At 68.7% G+C, this 16,518-nt stretch carries 21 protein-coding genes; 10 read left to right on the top strand and 11 right to left on the bottom strand.

The genetic code is table 11. From position 1 onward, the window contains the following. Window positions 1-2: 2 nt before the first annotated feature. Genes WPS_RS05025 through sufC form a run of 3 tightly spaced genes read right to left on the bottom strand, consistent with a single transcriptional unit; the run spans window position 3 to window position 3,437 of the window. Complete coding sequence (locus WPS_RS05025; RefSeq protein WP_317996759.1) at window positions 3-1,250, bottom strand: cysteine desulfurase; 1,248 nt, start codon at window positions 1,248-1,250, stop codon at window positions 3-5. Next, on the bottom strand, window positions 1,250-2,668 hold the full coding sequence (sufD, locus tag WPS_RS05030) for a Fe-S cluster assembly protein SufD (protein WP_317996760.1): 1,419 nt from the start codon (window positions 2,666-2,668) through the stop codon (window positions 1,250-1,252). Before sufD ends, WPS_RS05025 begins: the two co-directional genes overlap by 1 nt. After that, window positions 2,661-3,437 carry a Fe-S cluster assembly ATPase SufC gene (sufC, locus tag WPS_RS05035; protein WP_317996761.1) on the bottom strand — a complete coding sequence of 259 codons (777 nt, stop codon included), beginning with the start codon at window positions 3,435-3,437 and terminating at the stop codon, window positions 2,661-2,663. The genes sufD and sufC overlap by 8 nt, the downstream gene beginning before the upstream one ends. A gap of 83 nt (window positions 3,438-3,520) precedes the next feature. On the opposite strand from sufC, the gene WPS_RS05040 reads away from it, so the two are divergent. From WPS_RS05040 to WPS_RS05050, 3 genes are read left to right on the top strand one after another with little or no spacing between them, the layout of a single operon-like run. After that, window positions 3,521-4,180: a helix-turn-helix transcriptional regulator gene (locus WPS_RS05040; RefSeq protein WP_317996762.1), complete on the top strand. Its 660-nt coding sequence runs from the start codon at window positions 3,521-3,523 to the stop codon at window positions 4,178-4,180. Beyond that, complete coding sequence (locus WPS_RS05045) at window positions 4,177-4,704, top strand: iron-sulfur cluster assembly scaffold protein (protein WP_317996763.1); 528 nt, start codon at window positions 4,177-4,179, stop codon at window positions 4,702-4,704. Before WPS_RS05040 ends, WPS_RS05045 begins: the two co-directional genes overlap by 4 nt. Before the next feature lie 2 nt (window positions 4,705-4,706). Further along, entirely contained in the window at window positions 4,707-5,027 is a 321-nt protein-coding gene (locus WPS_RS05050; RefSeq protein ID WP_317996764.1) for a hypothetical protein, read from the top strand. On the opposite strand, the gene WPS_RS05055 is transcribed toward WPS_RS05050, so the two are convergent. Further along, window positions 5,028-5,612 (bottom strand): YceI family protein, encoded by a 585-nt coding sequence (locus WPS_RS05055; protein ID WP_317996765.1) that lies wholly within the window; start codon window positions 5,610-5,612, stop codon window positions 5,028-5,030. A 107-nt stretch (window positions 5,613-5,719) separates the two neighbouring features. Here WPS_RS05055 and WPS_RS05060 point away from each other — a divergent pair, with 107 nt between their 5' ends. Further along, on the top strand, window positions 5,720-7,459 hold the full coding sequence (locus tag WPS_RS05060) for a DUF885 domain-containing protein (RefSeq protein ID WP_317996766.1): 1,740 nt from the start codon (window positions 5,720-5,722) through the stop codon (window positions 7,457-7,459). Window positions 7,460-7,510: 51 nt separating this feature from the next. Here WPS_RS05060 and WPS_RS18080 read toward each other — a convergent pair whose 3' ends face one another. The 4 genes from WPS_RS18080 to WPS_RS05075 all read right to left on the bottom strand — a co-directional run bounded on the left by WPS_RS18080 (window position 7,511) and on the right by WPS_RS05075 (window position 9,920). Further along, complete coding sequence (locus WPS_RS18080) at window positions 7,511-7,834, bottom strand: helix-turn-helix domain-containing protein (protein WP_405054931.1); 324 nt, start codon at window positions 7,832-7,834, stop codon at window positions 7,511-7,513. A gap of 331 nt (window positions 7,835-8,165) precedes the next feature. Next, window positions 8,166-8,804, bottom strand: coding sequence for an MBL fold metallo-hydrolase (locus WPS_RS05065; protein ID WP_317996767.1), 639 nt, complete (start codon window positions 8,802-8,804; stop codon window positions 8,166-8,168). Further along, window positions 8,801-9,310, bottom strand: a complete 510-nt coding sequence (locus tag WPS_RS05070) for a flavin reductase family protein (protein WP_317996768.1) — start codon at window positions 9,308-9,310, stop codon at window positions 8,801-8,803. Before WPS_RS05070 ends, WPS_RS05065 begins: the two co-directional genes overlap by 4 nt. Continuing rightward, on the bottom strand, window positions 9,294-9,920 hold the full coding sequence (locus WPS_RS05075; protein WP_317996769.1) for an O-methyltransferase: 627 nt from the start codon (window positions 9,918-9,920) through the stop codon (window positions 9,294-9,296). The genes WPS_RS05070 and WPS_RS05075 overlap by 17 nt, the downstream gene beginning before the upstream one ends. Before the next feature lie 149 nt (window positions 9,921-10,069). Here WPS_RS05075 and WPS_RS05080 point away from each other — a divergent pair, with 149 nt between their 5' ends. Together WPS_RS05080 and WPS_RS05085 are read left to right on the top strand one after the other, a co-directional pair. After that, complete coding sequence (locus WPS_RS05080) at window positions 10,070-10,696, top strand: superoxide dismutase (RefSeq protein ID WP_317996770.1); 627 nt, start codon at window positions 10,070-10,072, stop codon at window positions 10,694-10,696. A 5-nt stretch (window positions 10,697-10,701) separates the two neighbouring features. Beyond that, window positions 10,702-11,427 carry an LON peptidase substrate-binding domain-containing protein gene (locus tag WPS_RS05085; protein ID WP_317996771.1) on the top strand — a complete coding sequence of 242 codons (726 nt, stop codon included), beginning with the start codon at window positions 10,702-10,704 and terminating at the stop codon, window positions 11,425-11,427. A gap of 5 nt (window positions 11,428-11,432) precedes the next feature. Here WPS_RS05085 and WPS_RS05090 read toward each other — a convergent pair whose 3' ends face one another. Then, the gene (locus WPS_RS05090; RefSeq protein ID WP_317996772.1) at window positions 11,433-12,299 is read right to left on the bottom strand and encodes a bifunctional 5,10-methylenetetrahydrofolate dehydrogenase/5,10-methenyltetrahydrofolate cyclohydrolase; all 867 of its coding nucleotides are present in this window, start codon (window positions 12,297-12,299) and stop codon (window positions 11,433-11,435) included. 43 nt (window positions 12,300-12,342) lie between these two features. Between WPS_RS05090 and WPS_RS05095 the strand changes: the two genes are divergently transcribed. After that, window positions 12,343-12,618: a hypothetical protein gene (locus tag WPS_RS05095; RefSeq protein ID WP_317996773.1), complete on the top strand. Its 276-nt coding sequence runs from the start codon at window positions 12,343-12,345 to the stop codon at window positions 12,616-12,618. A gap of 101 nt (window positions 12,619-12,719) precedes the next feature. Here WPS_RS05095 and WPS_RS05100 read toward each other — a convergent pair whose 3' ends face one another. Both WPS_RS05100 and WPS_RS05105 read right to left on the bottom strand, forming a co-directional pair. After that, a complete protein-coding gene (locus tag WPS_RS05100; RefSeq protein WP_317996774.1) occupies window positions 12,720-13,292 on the bottom strand; it encodes a peptidylprolyl isomerase in 573 nt (190 codons plus the stop codon). 153 nt (window positions 13,293-13,445) lie between these two features. Further along, entirely contained in the window at window positions 13,446-14,303 is an 858-nt protein-coding gene (locus tag WPS_RS05105) for an alpha/beta fold hydrolase (RefSeq protein WP_317996775.1), read from the bottom strand. Window positions 14,304-14,318: 15 nt separating this feature from the next. On the opposite strand from WPS_RS05105, the gene WPS_RS05110 reads away from it, so the two are divergent. Genes WPS_RS05110 through WPS_RS05120 form a run of 3 tightly spaced genes read left to right on the top strand, consistent with a single transcriptional unit; the run spans window position 14,319 to window position 16,514 of the window. Beyond that, a complete protein-coding gene (locus tag WPS_RS05110) occupies window positions 14,319-14,840 on the top strand; it encodes a TlpA family protein disulfide reductase (RefSeq protein ID WP_317996776.1) in 522 nt (173 codons plus the stop codon). Beyond that, window positions 14,837-15,802, top strand: a complete 966-nt coding sequence (locus tag WPS_RS05115; RefSeq protein ID WP_317996777.1) for a hypothetical protein — start codon at window positions 14,837-14,839, stop codon at window positions 15,800-15,802. Before WPS_RS05110 ends, WPS_RS05115 begins: the two co-directional genes overlap by 4 nt. Before the next feature lie 46 nt (window positions 15,803-15,848). Further along, window positions 15,849-16,514, top strand: a complete 666-nt coding sequence (locus WPS_RS05120; RefSeq protein WP_317996778.1) for a LolA-like protein — start codon at window positions 15,849-15,851, stop codon at window positions 16,512-16,514. Window positions 16,515-16,518: the final 4 nt, after the last annotated feature.

Here is a 16,518-nt window from a genome sequence, read left to right on the forward strand (position 1 = left end):
CGCTAACCGAGACCGAAGACGCCGGCGGCTTTGTCGAGCGCGCGTACCAGCGCGTCGACGTCGGCTTCGGTGGTGTAGAGATAGAACGAGGCGCGCGCGGTTGCGGGCCAGCCCATTTTCTCCATCAGCGGCATCGTGCAGTGGTGGCCTGCGCGCACGCAGACGCCTTCGGTGTCGAGGATCGACGCGAGATCGTGCGCGTGGATGTCGCCGAAGTTGAACGAGATCACGCCGCCGCGCCGCGCTGCGTCGCGGGTTCCGTAGACGTGCAGGCCGCGCGCTTCGAGCCCGCGCAGCGCGTCGAGCGCATACGCGGTCAGCCGGATCTCGTGCGCGCGAATCCACTCCATCCCGATCGCGCTCAAGTAGTCGACCGCGGCACCCAGGCCGATCGCGTCGGCGATATTGCTGGTCCCCGCTTCGAACTTCCAGGGGAGTTCGTTGAACGACGTCGTCTCGTAGGAGACGCGTTTGATCATGTCGCCGCCGGTAAGGAACGGCGGCATCGCTTCGAGCAGCGCGCGCTTGCCGTAGAGAAACCCGATCCCGGTCGGTCCGCACATCTTGTGACCGCTCGCGGCGAGGAAGTCAACGTCGAGGGCCTGCACGTCGACGGGCATGTGCGGCACCGACTGGGCGGCATCCACCAGCACGACCGCGCCGTGCGCGTGCGCACGCGGGACGATGACGTCGAGCGGCGCGATCGAGCCGATCGTGTTCGAGACGTGCGTGAGCGCGACGAGCTTCACGCCGTCGAGCAGCGTCTCGAGATCGTCGAGCACGAGCTCGCCGTCGGCGTCGGCCGGGATGTAGCGCAGCTGCGCGCCGGTCTTCGCCGCCAGGAGCTGCCACGGCACGAGGTTCGAATGGTGCTCCAGCTGGGTCGTGAGGATCGCGTCGCCCGGGCCGAGGTTGGCCAGGCCCCACGAGAACGAGACAAGGTTGATCGCCTCGGTCGTGTTGCGGGTCCAGATGATCTCGGCGGTGTCGGCCGCGTTGACGAAGCGCGCCACTTTGGCGCGCGCCGCCTCGAACGCGTCGGTCGCGCGCGCGGCGATCTCGTAGACGCCGCGGTGGATGTTGGCGTTGTAGTGCTCGTAGTAGTCGACCAGCGACGCGATCACGGCGCGCGGCTTCTGCGACGACGCCGCCGAGTCGAGATAGACCAGGCGTTTCCCGCGGGAGTTCGTCGTCGCGAGGATCGGAAAGTCGGCGGCGATGCGCGCTTCTTTGGGGTCGGCGGCCAGCATCAGTCGAGCTCCGTCGCGTCGTCGATCTTGCCGTCGAGCGCGGAACGCACTTCGTCGCGCAGCGCTTCGCTCGGGAACCGGCCGATGACGGGTTCGAAGAATCCCAGCGTGATCATCCGCAGCGCCTCGGGCCGCGCGATCCCGCGGCTGGACGTATAGAACAGCGCGTCCTCATCGAGCGAGCCGACGGTCGCGCCGTGGAACGCCTTGACGTCGTTCGCCGCGATCTCGAGCGCCGGGATCGAGTCGATGTGCGCGCGCTTCGAGAGCAGCAGCGCGTCGTCGCGCAGCGACGCGTCGGAGCCGTGGGCCTTCGGCCGGATGACGATGTTCCCGATATAGCGGCCTTGACCGCGATCGGTCGCGGCGCTGCGCACGACGGTGTCGGAGGTCGTGTTGCCGACGGCGTGGATCGTCGACGTCTGCAGGTCGACGTGCTGAAGGCGCGTGTTGAAGAAGAGCGCCGACGTATCGGCGTTCGCGCCCTCGGCGTCGAGCTGCGCGCCGAGGACGGTGCGCGCCAGGGTCGCGCCGAGTTCGGCGAGGTGCCAGCGGATCGCACCGTCACGCTCGCAGCGCGCGCTGCGCGTGAACGCGATCCGCGCCTGCTCGTCGAGCTGCTGGACGGTGACGTAGTCGAGCTGCGCGCGCTCGCCGACCTGCGCTTCGACGATCCCGCAGACGAACGGCGCGCCGTCGCCGAGATGCCGCTCGATGACCGTCGCGCGTGCCCCGCGGCCGAGGACGACGACGATGTGCGGGAAGATCGCCTCGTCGCGCGCTTCGGAGTTCGCGAACACCAGTTGGATCGGCGCGTCGAGGACGACGCCGTCGGGGACATAGACGAACGCGCCGCAGTTCTGGAACGCCGCGGCGAGCGCCGCGAAGCGGTCGCCGCGCGGATCGACGATGCGATGGAGCACCGCTGCGAGCAGCTCGCCGTGCGAGGCGCGCGCGTCCGCGAGCGGCAGAACGACGACGCGGCTGTCCGGAGCGTCGACGGGTGCGTCGAGGTAGACCGCGCCGAGATGGACGAGCCCGCCGGCGTTGGCGGTTTCGAGCGCCGGGCGGTCGACGACGATTTCGAGCGACGCGTCGTCGCGTGCTACGGCGCGTTCCGCGCCGCGTACGGCGAGTGCGGCGAGCGGCGAGATCGTTTGCTCGCGGCGTCCGCTCGCCCACGTCAGATCGTCGAAGGCGAGCTTCGCGTAGTCGTGCTTCCAGCCGCGGCCGGGACGCATCCCGGGCACCGGCAGCTCTTCGTAACGCGCGAACGCATCGCGCCGCGCCTGCGCGTCGACCGCACCGCCGCCGGCGGAGCCGAGCGCATCCAGGGCGTCGATCGCGGCGTCGAGCGTTGGCCGCGTCGGCGCGAACGGAATCGCCGCGAGCGTCTCGGCGGCGGCGGTGTTAGGCACGAGCGGCGGCGGCCTCGTCACGGATTGTGTCGTAGCCTTCGCGCTCGATCCGTTCGGCGAGATCGGGGCCGCCCGTCTTGACGATCCGGCCGTCCATCATCACGTGGACGACGTCGGCCGGGAGATGGCGCAGAATGCGCGGGTAGTGGGTGATGACGAGAAAGCCCATGTCGCGTCCGTCGTCGCTCTCGCGCAGCGCGGTCGCCGCGCGGCCCACCGACTGCAGGGCATCGACGTCGAGCCCGGAGTCGGTCTCGTCGAGGATCGCGTACTTCGGCGCGAGGATCGCCATCTGCAGCATCTCCAGGCGCTTCTTTTCGCCGCCGGAGAAGCCGTCGTTCACGTAGCGGCCGAGAAAGGCCGGATCCATGTCGAGGACGTCGAGCTTCTCGAAGACCAGCTGGCGGAACTTGGCGGGCGTCAGGTCGCCGGGGCGTACGGATTGGCGCGCCGTGCGCAGGAAGTTTGCCACCGAGACGCCCGGGATCGCCGCCGGGTACTGAAAGGAGAGGAAGAGCCCCGCCTTGGCCCGCTTGTCGGGCGCGAGCTCGAGCATCTCCTCGCCGTCGAGCGTCACCGAGCCGCTCTCGACCTGGTAGCCCGGATGGCCGGCGATCGTGAACGCGAGCGTCGATTTGCCGCTGCCGTTCGGCCCCATGAGCGCGTGCACGCGCCCCGGCTCGACGGTAAGATCGATCCCCTTGAGGATCTCGTTCCCTTGGACCGCGACCCGCAGGTCGCGCGTAATCAGACCGCGCGCGTTGGACATGCCAGGCTATCGTAGGCGGCCGGTGGAAGAAAGTCAAGGAAACTCTGGACTATCTGCGACTTCCGTGGTACGGTCCGGGGTGGATGCACGACCGGTTCTTCGAGTCGACGCGGGGGAGGATCGTCGGCGCGCTGCGCGAGCGGCACGCGGCGTCGGCGTTCGACCTCGCCGAGCTCTTCGGGCTCTCCCCCAATGCGATCAGGCAGCAGCTCGTCATTCTCGAGCGCGACGGCCTCATCGCGGGGCGCAGCGTGCGGCGCGGCAAGACCAAGCCGACTGTCGAGTACTCGCTCACCCCCGAGGCGGACCGCTACTTCCCGCAGCGGTACGATAAGATGCTCAATGCCGTGCTGCGCGAGATCCGCGACGCCGGCGGCGACGATGCGGTGAAGGCGGTGTTCGAGCGAATCGGCCGGCGCTCGGCCGAGCGGATGAAGTCCGCCGTGATCGATTTGACGACCGAGAAGCGGATGGCGACGGTCGTCTCGGCGCTCAAAGCGTCGGGCGTCACCGCCGAGCTGCGCGCCGGCGAGGACGGGAAGCTGCTGCTGCACGAGCACGCCTGCCCCTACGCGGCGGTCGTCGCCGAGAATCCGGAAGCGTGCGGCGCGATCCACACCCTGCTCGAGCATGTGGTCCCGGGCCAATCTGCGCAAGTCGAAAGCCTTGCAACCGGCGGCACCGAATGTCGATTCGAAATTAGCGTCGACCCCTCCGAGAAAGCGACCGTTACCGCGTCATGAATTTCGCCAAGTTCCAGCAGCTCGTCGAGCATCGCACCGGTTTCCGGACGATGGAGAGCCCGACCGCGACCGGCGAGTACTTCAGCGATTCGTGCGGCGACCTCTACACGTTCTTTCTGAAGGTCGGGCCGGGCGACGTGATCGAGGACGTCTCGTACTTCACCACCGGCTGCGGCTTCGGCACGGCGACGTGTTCGCTGCTGGTCGAACTCGTCCGCGGCAAGACGGTCGACGAAGCGCTCGCGATCAGCGACGCCGACATCGAAGCCGCGCTCGACGGCTACCCGGAGAAGAAGAGAGACTATCCCGAACGCTCGCGCCTCGCGCTGAAGGCGGCGATCGAGGATTATCGCAAGGGCCGCGCCGAGGGCCGCATCACCGATGCGATGCTCGAACAGGCGCGCGGAATCGCCGCCGCGGCGGCCGCCGCAAATCAGCCCGGTACCGGTACGACGTCGCAGGACGAAAATGCCGCGCCGAAAGTGCTGAACGACGGCGGCACGCTGACGATCAAACTGCACTAGCGATGCGCGCGCGCTCGGCGTTCGCGGCGATGCTCGGGGCGGTGCTGCTCGGCGCGGCGCCGGCGCCTTCGCCCCAAGCGAGCCCGTCACCGCGCATCACGATCACCTGCATCCGCACGCCGATGTGGGTATTCACACCCGGCAACGACCGCCCGAGCCGGACGCCCGAGCCCGAGGCAAAGCTCGGCGAGACGTTCGCGCTCGTCGGCGGCCCGCGCAGCACCCTCGATGGAACGCAGTTCTACGAAACCAACGTGACGATCGTCGAACCGGGCCTGCCCGGCCATTACTGGGTGCTGCGCACCTGCGCGAACCCGGTTTAGTCAGCGCGCGACGGCTTCGACGTTGAGGTTGATCGCGACGTCGTAGGCGGCGATCAACGCGCCGCCGGGGGTCGTCTTGCCCCAATTGAGTCCCCAGTCGCGGCGATCGACCGTCGTCGCCGCGACGTACCCGAGGTGGGCGCGATTGCGGCCGTCGGTCATCTTGCCGAGCATCTTGCCGCTGAGGGTGACCGGTTTCGTCACGCCGTGCATCGTGAGGTCGCCGGAGACGGTGAACGCTTGCGCCGTTCCTTCGATCTTCTTGGCGACGAACGTGATCGTCGGGTACCTCTCGATCGCAAACCAGTCGTCGCCGCGCAGTTCTTTGTCGCGGTCGGCGCTATGCGTGTCGAGATCCTTCGCGCTCAGCGTCGCGCTGATCGCCGAGGGCAGATCGCCGGGTCCGATCTCCATCGTGCCGCTCGTCACCGGGATCTGTCCGCGGACCTGCGAGATCGCCAGGTGCACCACGGTGAATTCGGCTTGCGTGTGATTCGGGTCGAGCGTGTACTCGGCGGCGTAGGCGACGCACGGAGCACCGAGGGCCGCGACGACGGCCGCAGCAGCGAGGAAACGACGGATCACGGGACCTCCCAGGAGCGACTGCAGACCATCATCGCCGGAGGAGATGTGAGTTTTCTGAGGGAGGGAACGAGCGGGTGCGATGCTCCGTCTCGCGAACGCCGGGCGCGATGCTGAGATTCGTCCGCCTGATTGCCGCCGCAGCGTTCGCGCTGCTCGCCGGCGCACCGCCGGCTGCCTCCGCTGCTCCGTCCGCCGATGCAGCCTACGCGCGGCTTGCGGCGTCGTACTTCGCGGAATCGTTCCGCGCTTCACCGGCAAACGCGACGCAGACGGGGGTCCACGACTACGACGCGCTGCTCGATGCCGCCGACGCCGCCGCGTTCGCAGCGCAGCTGGCTCGCGACCATCGGTATCTCGACCGGCTCGCGGCGCTCGATCCGAACGCCATGTCGCCGCGCGGTGCGCTCGACCGGGCGATGCTCGAGAACGCGCTGCGCGACGACCTGCTGCTGAACGGATCGATGCAGGTGTGGAAGCGGCAGCCGGACGGCTACGTGCAGACCGCGAGCAGTGCCGTCTTTTCGCTCATTGCGCGCCGTTTCGCGCCCGCCGATGTGCGGCTGCGCGACGCCGCTGCACGCGAGGAGCAGATCCCGCGATTGTACTCGCAGGCGCGCGAAAATCTCACCGGCGTCGATGCGGACACGGCGCTGATCGGGTACGACGACGCGATCGGGTCGCTCGACCTCCTGCAGCACACCGTCCCGCAGGCGTTCGCCGGCGCGGGAGACCGTGCCGCGTGGGCGCGTTTGCGTCGCTCCACGTCGATCGCCGTCGCCGCGACGAAGGAGTTCGCCGCGTATCTGAAGCGGCGCTTCGTCGCACATCCGAGCGGCACGTACGCGATCGGCGCGGCGAACTATCGCGCGCGGCTGAAGTACGAAGAGGGGATCGACATCCCGCTCGATCGCTACCTCGCGATCGGCGAGCGCGCGCTCGCGCAGACGCACGCGCAGATGGTCGCGACGGCGAAGCAGATCGATCCGCACGCGTCGACGCAGGCAGTGCTGGCACGGCTCTACCGCGTCCACCCGCGCCCGGAGCGCTTGCTGGCCGCGGCGCAGGCTGATCTGGTGAAGCTGCGCGCGTTCATCGTCGCGCGCCGCATCATCGACCTGCCGCCCGACGCGAGCATCCGCGTGACCGAGACGCCCGCATTTCTGCGCGCAACGACGGTCGCGTCGATGGATCCGCCGGGACCGCTCGAACGTACGGCCTCGCAAGCCTATTACAACGTCACGCCGCCCGATCCGCGCGACTCGCCGAGCGTTCAGGAGCAGTATCTCGGCGCGTTCAACGACTACGAGCGGCCCATCGTATCGGCGCACGAAGTGTACCCGGGCCACTACACCAACTTCACGATCGACAAGCATCTGCCGCTGACGCTGACCGAGAAGCTGCTGGGGGCGTCGTCGTTCGCCGAGGGATGGGCCCACTACGGCGAACAGATGATCGTCGACGAAGGGTGGGGCAACGGCGATCCGCGCGTCCGCTTGATGCAGCTGCGCGAGGCGATCTGGCGCAACGCGCGATTCGTCGCCGGCGTGAAGATGCACACGCAGGGGATGACCGTCCGGCAAGCGATCCGGCTGTTCGAGACACAGGCGTTTCTCGATCCCGCCAGCGCCCGCGGCGAAGCGCGCCGCGGCACCCAAGATCCGACGTACGGTTACTACACGCTGGGCAAAATGGAAATCCTCAAACTTCGCGCCGACTACAAGAAAAAAATGGGACGCGCGTTTACGCTCGCGCGCTTCCATCACGAGCTGCTGCAGTACGGCGATCCGCCGATCCCGCTGCTCCGTCCGCTGCTGCTCGGCGCTGCGGACGACGGATCGGCACTATAAGTGCTCGCTGCACGGCCTCGGCGATCGGCGAGAACCGTCTCTTCGCGGCCTTCATCGCCGGAGCAGCCCGCCGAACTGTTCGCGCGCGACCTCGTAACACTCGCACGACGCGTTTTCGAGCCCGTTCCGATCGAGAACGCTGATCGTTCCCAGAGCAGATCGAATGACGCCGGCTTGCTGCAGGATTCCGACCGCAATCGTCACGCCCGAACGATTGGTGCCGAGCATTATCGCGAGATACTCGTGGGTCAGCGGATAACATCGGACGCGACGCGATCGTGCGTCATCAAGAGCTACGGGCGCATCGCTCGTAAACTCCGTGCAGACGATTGCATGCCGCCAGCTGACCGAGCATGTTGACGTTTGCCTGAAGATAACGGTGCAGCAGCCGCCGAAACCCCTCGCTCGTCGCGCTCATCTCGCGAGATAATCGGGCGCTGACTCGCACCGCAGGGCTGCGGACCTGACCATAACAGTCGTTTGCGGTGCTCGAAGCGCCCAGGAGGAGCGGAAAGGCCGACCACCCCTTCGCGACCGATCGTGCCGACCTCGATTTGGTGGCAGTCTTTCATGCGGGTGACGACCGACAGACCGCACTCCAGCGGAAAGTACACGTCTTTGGGTCGGTCAAGACGCGCATTCGGGTAGGTCTTCGGCGCCTGCGCGAAATTCTCGAAACCGGAACCGATCGGCTCCGCTGATGGGGCTACGGCGCGAGATAGGGATTGGTGCGGCGTTCGACCCCGATCGTCGTCGCCGGACCGTGACCCGGAACGACGACCGCATCGTCGGCGTGATCGAGCAGTTTGGTGCGGATCGAGCGCACGATGTCGGCGAGCGACGTTCCGCCGAGATCCCAGCGGCCGACGGCGCCGGCGAACAACGTGTCTCCGGTGAACAGCATCGTTCCGCCTGGTGCCTCCAGCGCGAACGACGTCGAGCCCGGCGTGTGGCCGGGGGTGTGCAGAACGCGCAGCGCGAGCGCGCCGGCACGCAGGACGTCGTCGTCGGCCAGGTCGCCGTCGAGCGCGACGATCTGCGACGGCGGCACCATCCCCAGCCATCGCGCCTGCGCGCCGAGCGTCGCGTAGAGCGGCAGATCGGCGGGATGCAGCAGCGCGTCCCCGCCGATCCGTTCGCGCAGCGGGCCGAGGGCGCCGATGTGGTCGATGTGCGCGTGCGTGTGCACGAGGTACCGCGGCCGCAGCCCGCGTTCGGCGAGGCGCGCGGCGATCTCGTCGACGTCGTCGCCGCCGTCGATGACGATCGCGTCACCGCCGGCCGGGTCCCCGAGGATCGTACAGTTACAGGCCAGCATCCCGACCGCGAACGTCTCGACGATCACGCACCGTCTCCATGCGGTTCGTCGGCGCGTCCGAGCGCGAAATCGCGATAGGTGCGATCGAAGTATCCGAGCGGCTCGCCCTCGCGGTGGCCGGCCTCGAGCACCTGCCCCAGGAAGATCGTGTGCGTCGACGCGGTGAGCTCTTCGGTCAGCGCGCAGTCGACGAACGCGAGCGTTCCGTCGAGAACCGGGGAACCGCTGGGGCCGATGCGGTACGCGACGCCGTCGAAGCGCGAGCGCGGTTCGCCGCCCGCGAAGCGCTCGGCGAGCGCGCGCTGCTCGACCGCGAGGATGTTGACGCAGAACCGCTGCGACCGCGCGATCAGCGGGTGCGCCGTCGCCTCGCGGTTGACGCAGATCAGCACCGTCGGCGGCTCGGCCGAGACGCTGGCGAACGCGTTCACCGTGAAGCCGTGGATCCGCCCGTCGTGCGCGGTAGTGACGATCGCGACCCCGGTCGCAAACCGCCGCATCGCGGCGCGGAAGTCGTCAGTCGACGCGAGCACCGATCCCGACCCCGTCACCGATCGGCACGATGGTGGCGTCCAGCGCGGGATGGTTGAGAAACACCTTGTTGAACGCGCGAATCGCCTTCGTATTGGCGTCGTCGGTCGATTTCGCCGGTTCGGCCGACTCACCGTGCCAAAGCAGGTTGTCGACGATGACGATCCCGGAACGCTTGAGCATCGGGACGACGGCCTCGAGATAGGCTTCGTACTCGGTCTTGAGCGCGTCGATGAAGACGATGTCGAGGTTGCGCTGCGGAAACCACTCCAGCACTTCGAGCGCCGAGTGGTTGATGATCTCGATCCGCTCGTCGACGCCGGCGCGGCGGAAGTAGCTCTGCGCGATCGCGGTACGCTCCATGTCGGGGTCGATCGTCCAGATGCGGCCGGCGGGCGGGAGCGCGAGTGCCATCCAGAGCGTCGAATAGCCGTAGGCCGTTCCCAGTTCCAAGATGCGATTCGCCTGCTGCGCGTGGACGAGGACCGAAAGAAGCCGGCCGACGGTCCGGTCGACGATCGGAATCTCTTCGCGGATGCCGTGCTGTTCCAGTTCCAGGAGCAGCGGCGACGGTTCCCGGTGCAGCCGCGTCAGGTAGGCAAGATCGCGCACGATGGGACGATGTTTGTCGCCCGTCACAAGCGGGAACCTGCTCGCGGTAGCGTCGGCGACCAGCCTCCGGACGGTTCGAAAGCACGGGGGCATTATCGGCGTCGTCGAAGCTCCGGGTCCAGACAAATCGACACCCTAGGAGGCTTCCGTTGGCAACGCTCGTCCAACAATCGTACACGCCGAAGAAGTTCGACCTCTCCGGACTGCAGGGGATCTCGGACAACACCCTTCAGGTCCATTTCGGCCTGTATGAGGGCTACGTCAAAAACACGAACCTGCTCAACGAGCAGATCGCCGGCTTGATCTCGCAAGGCCAGGCGGCCGGCGCGAATCCCGGCTTCGCAGAGCTCACCCGCCGGCTCGGTTTCGAGTACAACGGCATGGTGCTGCACGAGTACTACTTCGGCAACATGACCAAGAATGCGGGCGCGACGCCGCCGTCGGCGATCGCGGACGCCGTCGCCGGAACGTTTGGCGATTTCGAGACGTGGAAGAAAGACTTCTCCGCGGTCGGCGGGATGCGCGGCGTCGGTTGGGCGATCGCCTATTTCGACCCGCACGCGCAGCGCGTCTCGAATCATTGGATCACCCTGCACGAAGACGGCAACGTCGCGGGCTTTGTCCCGCTGCTGGTGATGGACGTGTGGGAACATGCGTTCCTGCTCGACTACAAGCCGGCGGAGCGGTCGAAGTACATCGAGGCGTTCTTCGCCAACGTCGACTGGAACGTCGTCGCGCAGCGCCTCGACGGCGCGAAGGCCGGACGCACCGTCTAGACGCGATGGAAGAGACGGGCGAACTCCGGCTCTTCCCGCTCAACACCGTGCTCTTTCCGGGCGCGGTGCTGAACCTCCACGTCTTCGAAGAACGCTACCGCCGGATGATCGCCGAATGCCTCGACGCGAACGAGGCATTCGGCGTCGTCCTGATCCGCGAGGGCCAGGAAGCCGGCGATCCCGACGTCACGCCGCACGAGATCGGCACCACCGCGGAGATCTCCGAGGTGACGCCGCTTCCCGCGGGGCGCTACTACATCAGCACGACGGGGAAGCGCCGTTTCCGCATCGAGCGGATCGTACGCCGCGACCCGTATCTCGTCGCGCGCGTCGAGTATTTGAACGACGCCGACGTCGACGACGATGAGGAACGCGCCTGCGAACTGACGCACCGCGTGCTCGGCGAGTTCCGCGAGTACATGAAGCTGCTGGTCGCGTTCTCGGGCAACGCATCGGATCTCGACATCCCGCACGATCCCACCGACGCGAGCTACGTCGTCGGCGACGCGCTCCAAGTTGCCGACGCCCTCAAACAGCGGCTGCTCGAGCTGCGTACCGCCGAAGCCCGCCTCGCAGCCGAACTGAGCTTCCTGCGCAAACTGCTCCCGCAGTTGCGGTCGCTCCTCGAACGCAAGAAGGCGCAAGACAGCATCATGCGCGACGACGCCCCCGGCGGCGAATTCCGCACCCACCAAGAAAAATATTTCGGCAAGCACTTCTCGATGAACTGACCCCGTCAGGGTGACGGGACGGCGTGGATGCGTTCTGCGGCGAGGACGACGTTTCGCAGGAGCGCGACGTTGGTCACCGGGCCGACGCCGCCGGGGACCGGCGTGATCTCGCCCGCGACGGCGGCGACCTCGTCGTATGCGACGTCGCCTACGAGCGCGCCGTCGACGAACGTCGTGCCGACGTCGATCACCGTCGCGCCGGGGGCGACCATCTCGGCGCGAATGAGCCCCGGGACGCCCGTCGCGACGATCAGCACCTCGGCATCGCGCGTATGCCGGGCGAGGTCGACCGTCTCTTTATGCGTGACCGTGACGGTCGCATCGCGCGCCATCAGCAGCAGCGAGACGGGAAGTCCGACGACGTTGGAGCGGCCGACCATGCAGCAGCGAACGCCGCGCAGGTCGCGACGGCGGCTGCGCTCGAGCAGCAGCAGAACGGCCGCCGGCGTCGCCGGGACGAACTCCGTGCCGCTCGCAAACGCGAGCCGGCCGAGGTTGACCGGGTTGGCGCCGTCGACGTCCTTGTGGGGCGGCATCGCCTCGGCGATCCGGCGGATCCCCAGGTGCGCAGGCAGCGGCTGTTGGAGGATCACGCCGTGAACGGTGTCGTCACCGCCCAGCGCCTGCAGCCGCGCGCGCACGCTCCCCTCGTCGGCGTCGGCGGGGAGCGCGTCGACGGTGACGTCGACTCCCACCTTCGCGCCGGCGCGTTCGATGCTTCGCACGTACGCGACGCTCGCCGCATCCTCGCCGACGATCGTCACCACCAGGCGCGGCGCGATCCCGCGTCCGCGCAGCCGCGCCCCGCGTGCGGCGACTTCGTCGCGAAGTTCGGCCGCGAGCGTGCGTCCGTCGAGGATCGTGGCGGGCATCGCGCGAGCCGTTCGGTCGGATAGGAGACGAGCCCTGGAACGCGTGCGCTGGACCGTCGCGCTCGGTGCCGACTTCGACGAAGCCCGGTTCGATCGCGCGCTGGCCGGCTTCCAGCGGCTCTACAACGTCGCGCCGCATCGCGTGCTGTGCGCGCCCGACGTGCTTGGGCGCTTCGCGGTCCTGATGGGACGCTCGCCCGACGACGCGCACCGGCATGCGATGCGCTACGGCGGCGTTCCGGTCAGCGCAGCGATCTTGGCGCCCGGCACGATCGTCTTCGAAGGCGAAGTCGACGAAGAACGCATGGGCGATTGGTAGGCTTGAGCGCTCTGGACGAGCGCTCAAGCCCTCCCGCGCCTGCGGCGCGGTCCGAAGACGGAGTGGTTTGAAGTCTTGGCCGCGGGCGGTTCGGGCGCGAGTTAGAGGCGGTGGATTCTTTTGATTCTTATGGGGGGTGTGAGGGATTCGCCTTGGGCGGGGGCGTTGTGGATTTTGGTGATGATGGTGCGGCCGCGGAGGACTTTGCCGAAGGCGGCGTAGCCGGCGCCGTCGGAGAAGCGATCGCCGTCGAGCATGCGGTCGTCGGCGAGGTTGATGAAGAATTCGGTGGTGGCGGAGTTGGGGTCGGTTGTGCGGGCCATCGCGATCGTGCCGTCGGTGTTGTGCAGGCCGGTGCTGCGCGTGTTTTCGACGGGGATCGGGGCGAAGGGCGTTGCGCTCGGCTTGCGTTCGAGGCCGCCTTGGATGACTTGGATCGCCGGGACGGGCTGACCGAAGACCGGGCGTACGGTGCGGTAGAACGATGCGCCGTCGTAGGCGTGAGCGTCGACGTAGCGCAGGAAGTTTGCCGTCGTGCGCGGCGCGTGCGCGGCGTCGAGGCGGACGACGAACGTCCCGGCGCTGGTCTCGATCGCGACGTCGACCGCTTTTGCCGGCGCGGCGGCGAGCAGCGCGACGGCCGCGCAAAGGAGTCCGGTTCGGGCGAATCGCATCGCCGCGACGTTTTTGCCGCTCCGCCGGCGTTCCCCGCCCCGTCACCCTGAGCTTGTCGAAGGGCCGTTTCGATCGTCGTCGCCGGCGATGCGCATGCGCCTTCGCGGGCGATTTGCGGCTGCGCTTCGACGGGCTCAGCGTGACGTGCGGCGTCAGTGCAGGAAGTCGCGCAGCGCGGCGCCGAGTTCGGGCGCGCGTTCGACCATCGCGAGATGGCCGGTGCGTTCGAGAAGGAGCGTGCGCGCGCGCGGGTACACGCGCACGACCTCGCGCAGTGCGGCCGGCGTGATGAAGCGATCGGTCGCGCCCCACGCGCAGAAGACCGGGCCCGAAAAACGCGCGAACTGCGCGTGCAGCAGACGCGCGCGCGCGAACGCGGAGAACGCGCCCGCGTAGACGCTGCCGAAGGCGCGCCGCACCGAGGGATCCTGCGAGAGGCGATAGGCTTCGTCGAGATGGTTCGCGTCCAGCGCGTCCGGATCGTCGACGCTGCGCAGCATCATGCGGTCGACGAACGCGCGCGACGGCCGGCGCGCGAAGAGCGGTCTCGCGATGCCGCCGGTCATCGCCAGCGCGTACGCGAGGTGCCGGGGTGTGCGTGCGAACCCCGCCGGCGCGATGAGGGCGAGGCGGGTGACCCGTTCCGCAAACGCGCCGGCGTAGTCGGCGGCGATCAACCCGCCCAGCGAATGCCCGGCGAGCGCGAAACGCTGCAGCCCCGCCGCTGCGGCGACGCCGTCAACGACGGCGCGAAAGAAGTCGAGATCGTACGCCGCTTCGGGCCGGGCGCTCGCACCGAACCCCGGCAGGTCGAACGCGAGGCAGCGCAGCGCCGGATCGAGCTCGGGGACGAGACGTCCCCACGCGCCCTCGCTCCAGTGGCCGAGGCCGTGGAGCAGCAGCAGCGTACGCGCGTCCGCGGCGCGGTTTCCCGCAACGAACGTCGCGATGCGCGTCCCGGCGGCCTGGACGTCGACGCGCTCCCATGCGGGCGGAGCGACTCGATTCACCGCGAAGCACCGGGCGTGGTCAGACCCCTCGTCATCGTTGCGCTGCTGCTCCTTGCGAGCGGGTGTTACAACGCGCCGGACCCCGGCAGCGGGCCGTCCGGCGGTGGTCCCGGTACGCTCGCCGGCGCGCCGGCACAATCCTTCGACGTCGTGCGCACCGACGGCCGCACCGACTCGCTGGCCGCGCATCGCGGCGAGGTGGTGCTGATGAACTTGTGGGCGACGTGGTGTCCGCCGTGCCGCGAAGAGATGCCGGCGCTCGAACAGTTTGCGCGCCGTTATGCCGGCCGCGTGACCGTGCTCAGCGTCGACCAAGGCGAAGCCGCCTCGGTCGCGGCGGCCTACGCCAAAGAACGCGGGGTGACGTTCCCCGTGCTCGTCGACGAGAAGCAGCGCTACGGCGGAACCTACGCCGCGATCGGACTGCCGACGACGGTGATCGTCGGGCGCGACGGGCACATCGTGCGCGGGATCGACGGCGCGATGACGTTCGATCAGATGCGCGCCGCCGTCGCGCCGGCGCTCGCCGCCAAGTGAGCTCGCGGCTCGCCGCGACCGGCGTCGCGCTCGCCGGGATCCTGCTCGTCGTTGCGCAGGACGCGCTGCCGCGCACGCCGCTCTACCACACCTGGCAGTACGCGCTCGCGCTCGCGATCACCGTCGTCGTCGCGCTCGCGTACGCCGACGGCGCGCGCCGCGGCGCCGACGGAGCGGCCGGAAAACGGCTGATCGTCGCGATGGCCGGCGCGCTGCTCGTCGAGTGCGCGGGACTCGCGTCGGGTCTGCTCGGTCCCGATACGGCGACGATCGTGGGGACGCCGGGAACCGTGACGCCGATCCCGGCGCTCGGTGCCGCGGCGTTCTTCGGCACCGTCGACGCCGCGTCGCTCGGCCGCGGCGAGATGCCCGCGGTCAGCCTGCGCCGCCGCAACGCGCCGCCGCTCGATGTTGCTCCCGGACGTCGCGCGCTCGCCGGTGAGTCGCTGCTCTATCTCGAACCGCGCCCGGCGGCGTTCATCGACGCGAGCGACGGGGCCGGACGGCACCTGACGGTCACCCAGCCGACGAACGCGTCGTTTCTCTCGCCGGTCCTGCTGCTGCGCGAACGCCAGAAGATCGGCGAGACGTCCGTGCCGTTCGACACGTTTGCGACGCCGGCACTCCATCGCGTCTTTCGCGCGCTCTACTTCACGCCGCGCGATCTGGCCCGCTTCGCGCACCGCGTCGACGATCCGACGCGCCCCGCACTCGTGCTGAGCGCAGCCGACGATCGCGGCGCGCCGCTCGGGATCACGCTGGCCGCCTCGGGCAGCACCGTTACGATCGCCGGCGTGCGGATTCGCGCAACGCTGGGCAGCTATCCGGCGCTCGCCGTCGCCGCCGCTCCCGCGACCTGGGCGCTCGTCGCGGGCTCGCTGCTTTTCCTCGCCGGGATCGTGTGGAGCGCGATCCCGGTCCGCCCGCCTGCGCTGCCGCAGCCGGAGCCTTACGCGATCTGAACCGCCGGGGCGCGCGCAGAACGGCGAGATATGCTACAGTCCGTCGGTGCGCCGTCTCCTTGCCGGTCTCGCTCTGGTCGTCTTCGCCGCTGCCGCGGCGAGCGCGCCGCTCCGCGCGCAGGACCACGCCGGGCTCCTGATGGAAAAGCTCGCGGGCGCCGACCCAGGACTCGAATCCTATCGGGCGGACGTCGCGTTCGAGGTCGGCCTGCATTCGTTTCCGTACGTCCGCAAGACGCTGCACGGCAGCGCGTACTTCAAACGCCCGGCGAAGATGGAACTCGTCTTCTCCGACCTGCCGACGTTCGCGCGCGCGTTCCGCAACGTCTACGTAAGTCTGGGTACGCCGGCCAATTGGGAGAAGAAGTTCACCATCGGCGCCGGGGAGGAGAACGCCGGCGGCCGCACGGTGAGTTACCTCGTGCTGACGCCGCGCAGCGCCGACCGTCGCTTGCGCGAAGTCGATGTCTACGTGGACGACGCGGCCGCGCTCCCCGAGCGGATCGTCTGGCAGTACCGTGACGGCCGGATCGACATGCATCAGCGCTTCGATCGGATCGGCGGACACGCGGTCGTCGTAGCGCAGGACGCCGACATCCGGCTCCCCGCCGTGCACGCCTACGTCGCGGCGCGCGTCTCGAACTACGCGCTCAACGTCGACGTGAGCGATTCGGTGTTCACGCCGAAGACCGCGGCGACTGCGCGGCCGTGATCGC

This window comes from Vulcanimicrobium alpinum, assembly GCF_027923555.1.
Classification (GTDB): Bacteria; Vulcanimicrobiota; Vulcanimicrobiia; order Vulcanimicrobiales; family Vulcanimicrobiaceae; genus Vulcanimicrobium; species Vulcanimicrobium alpinum.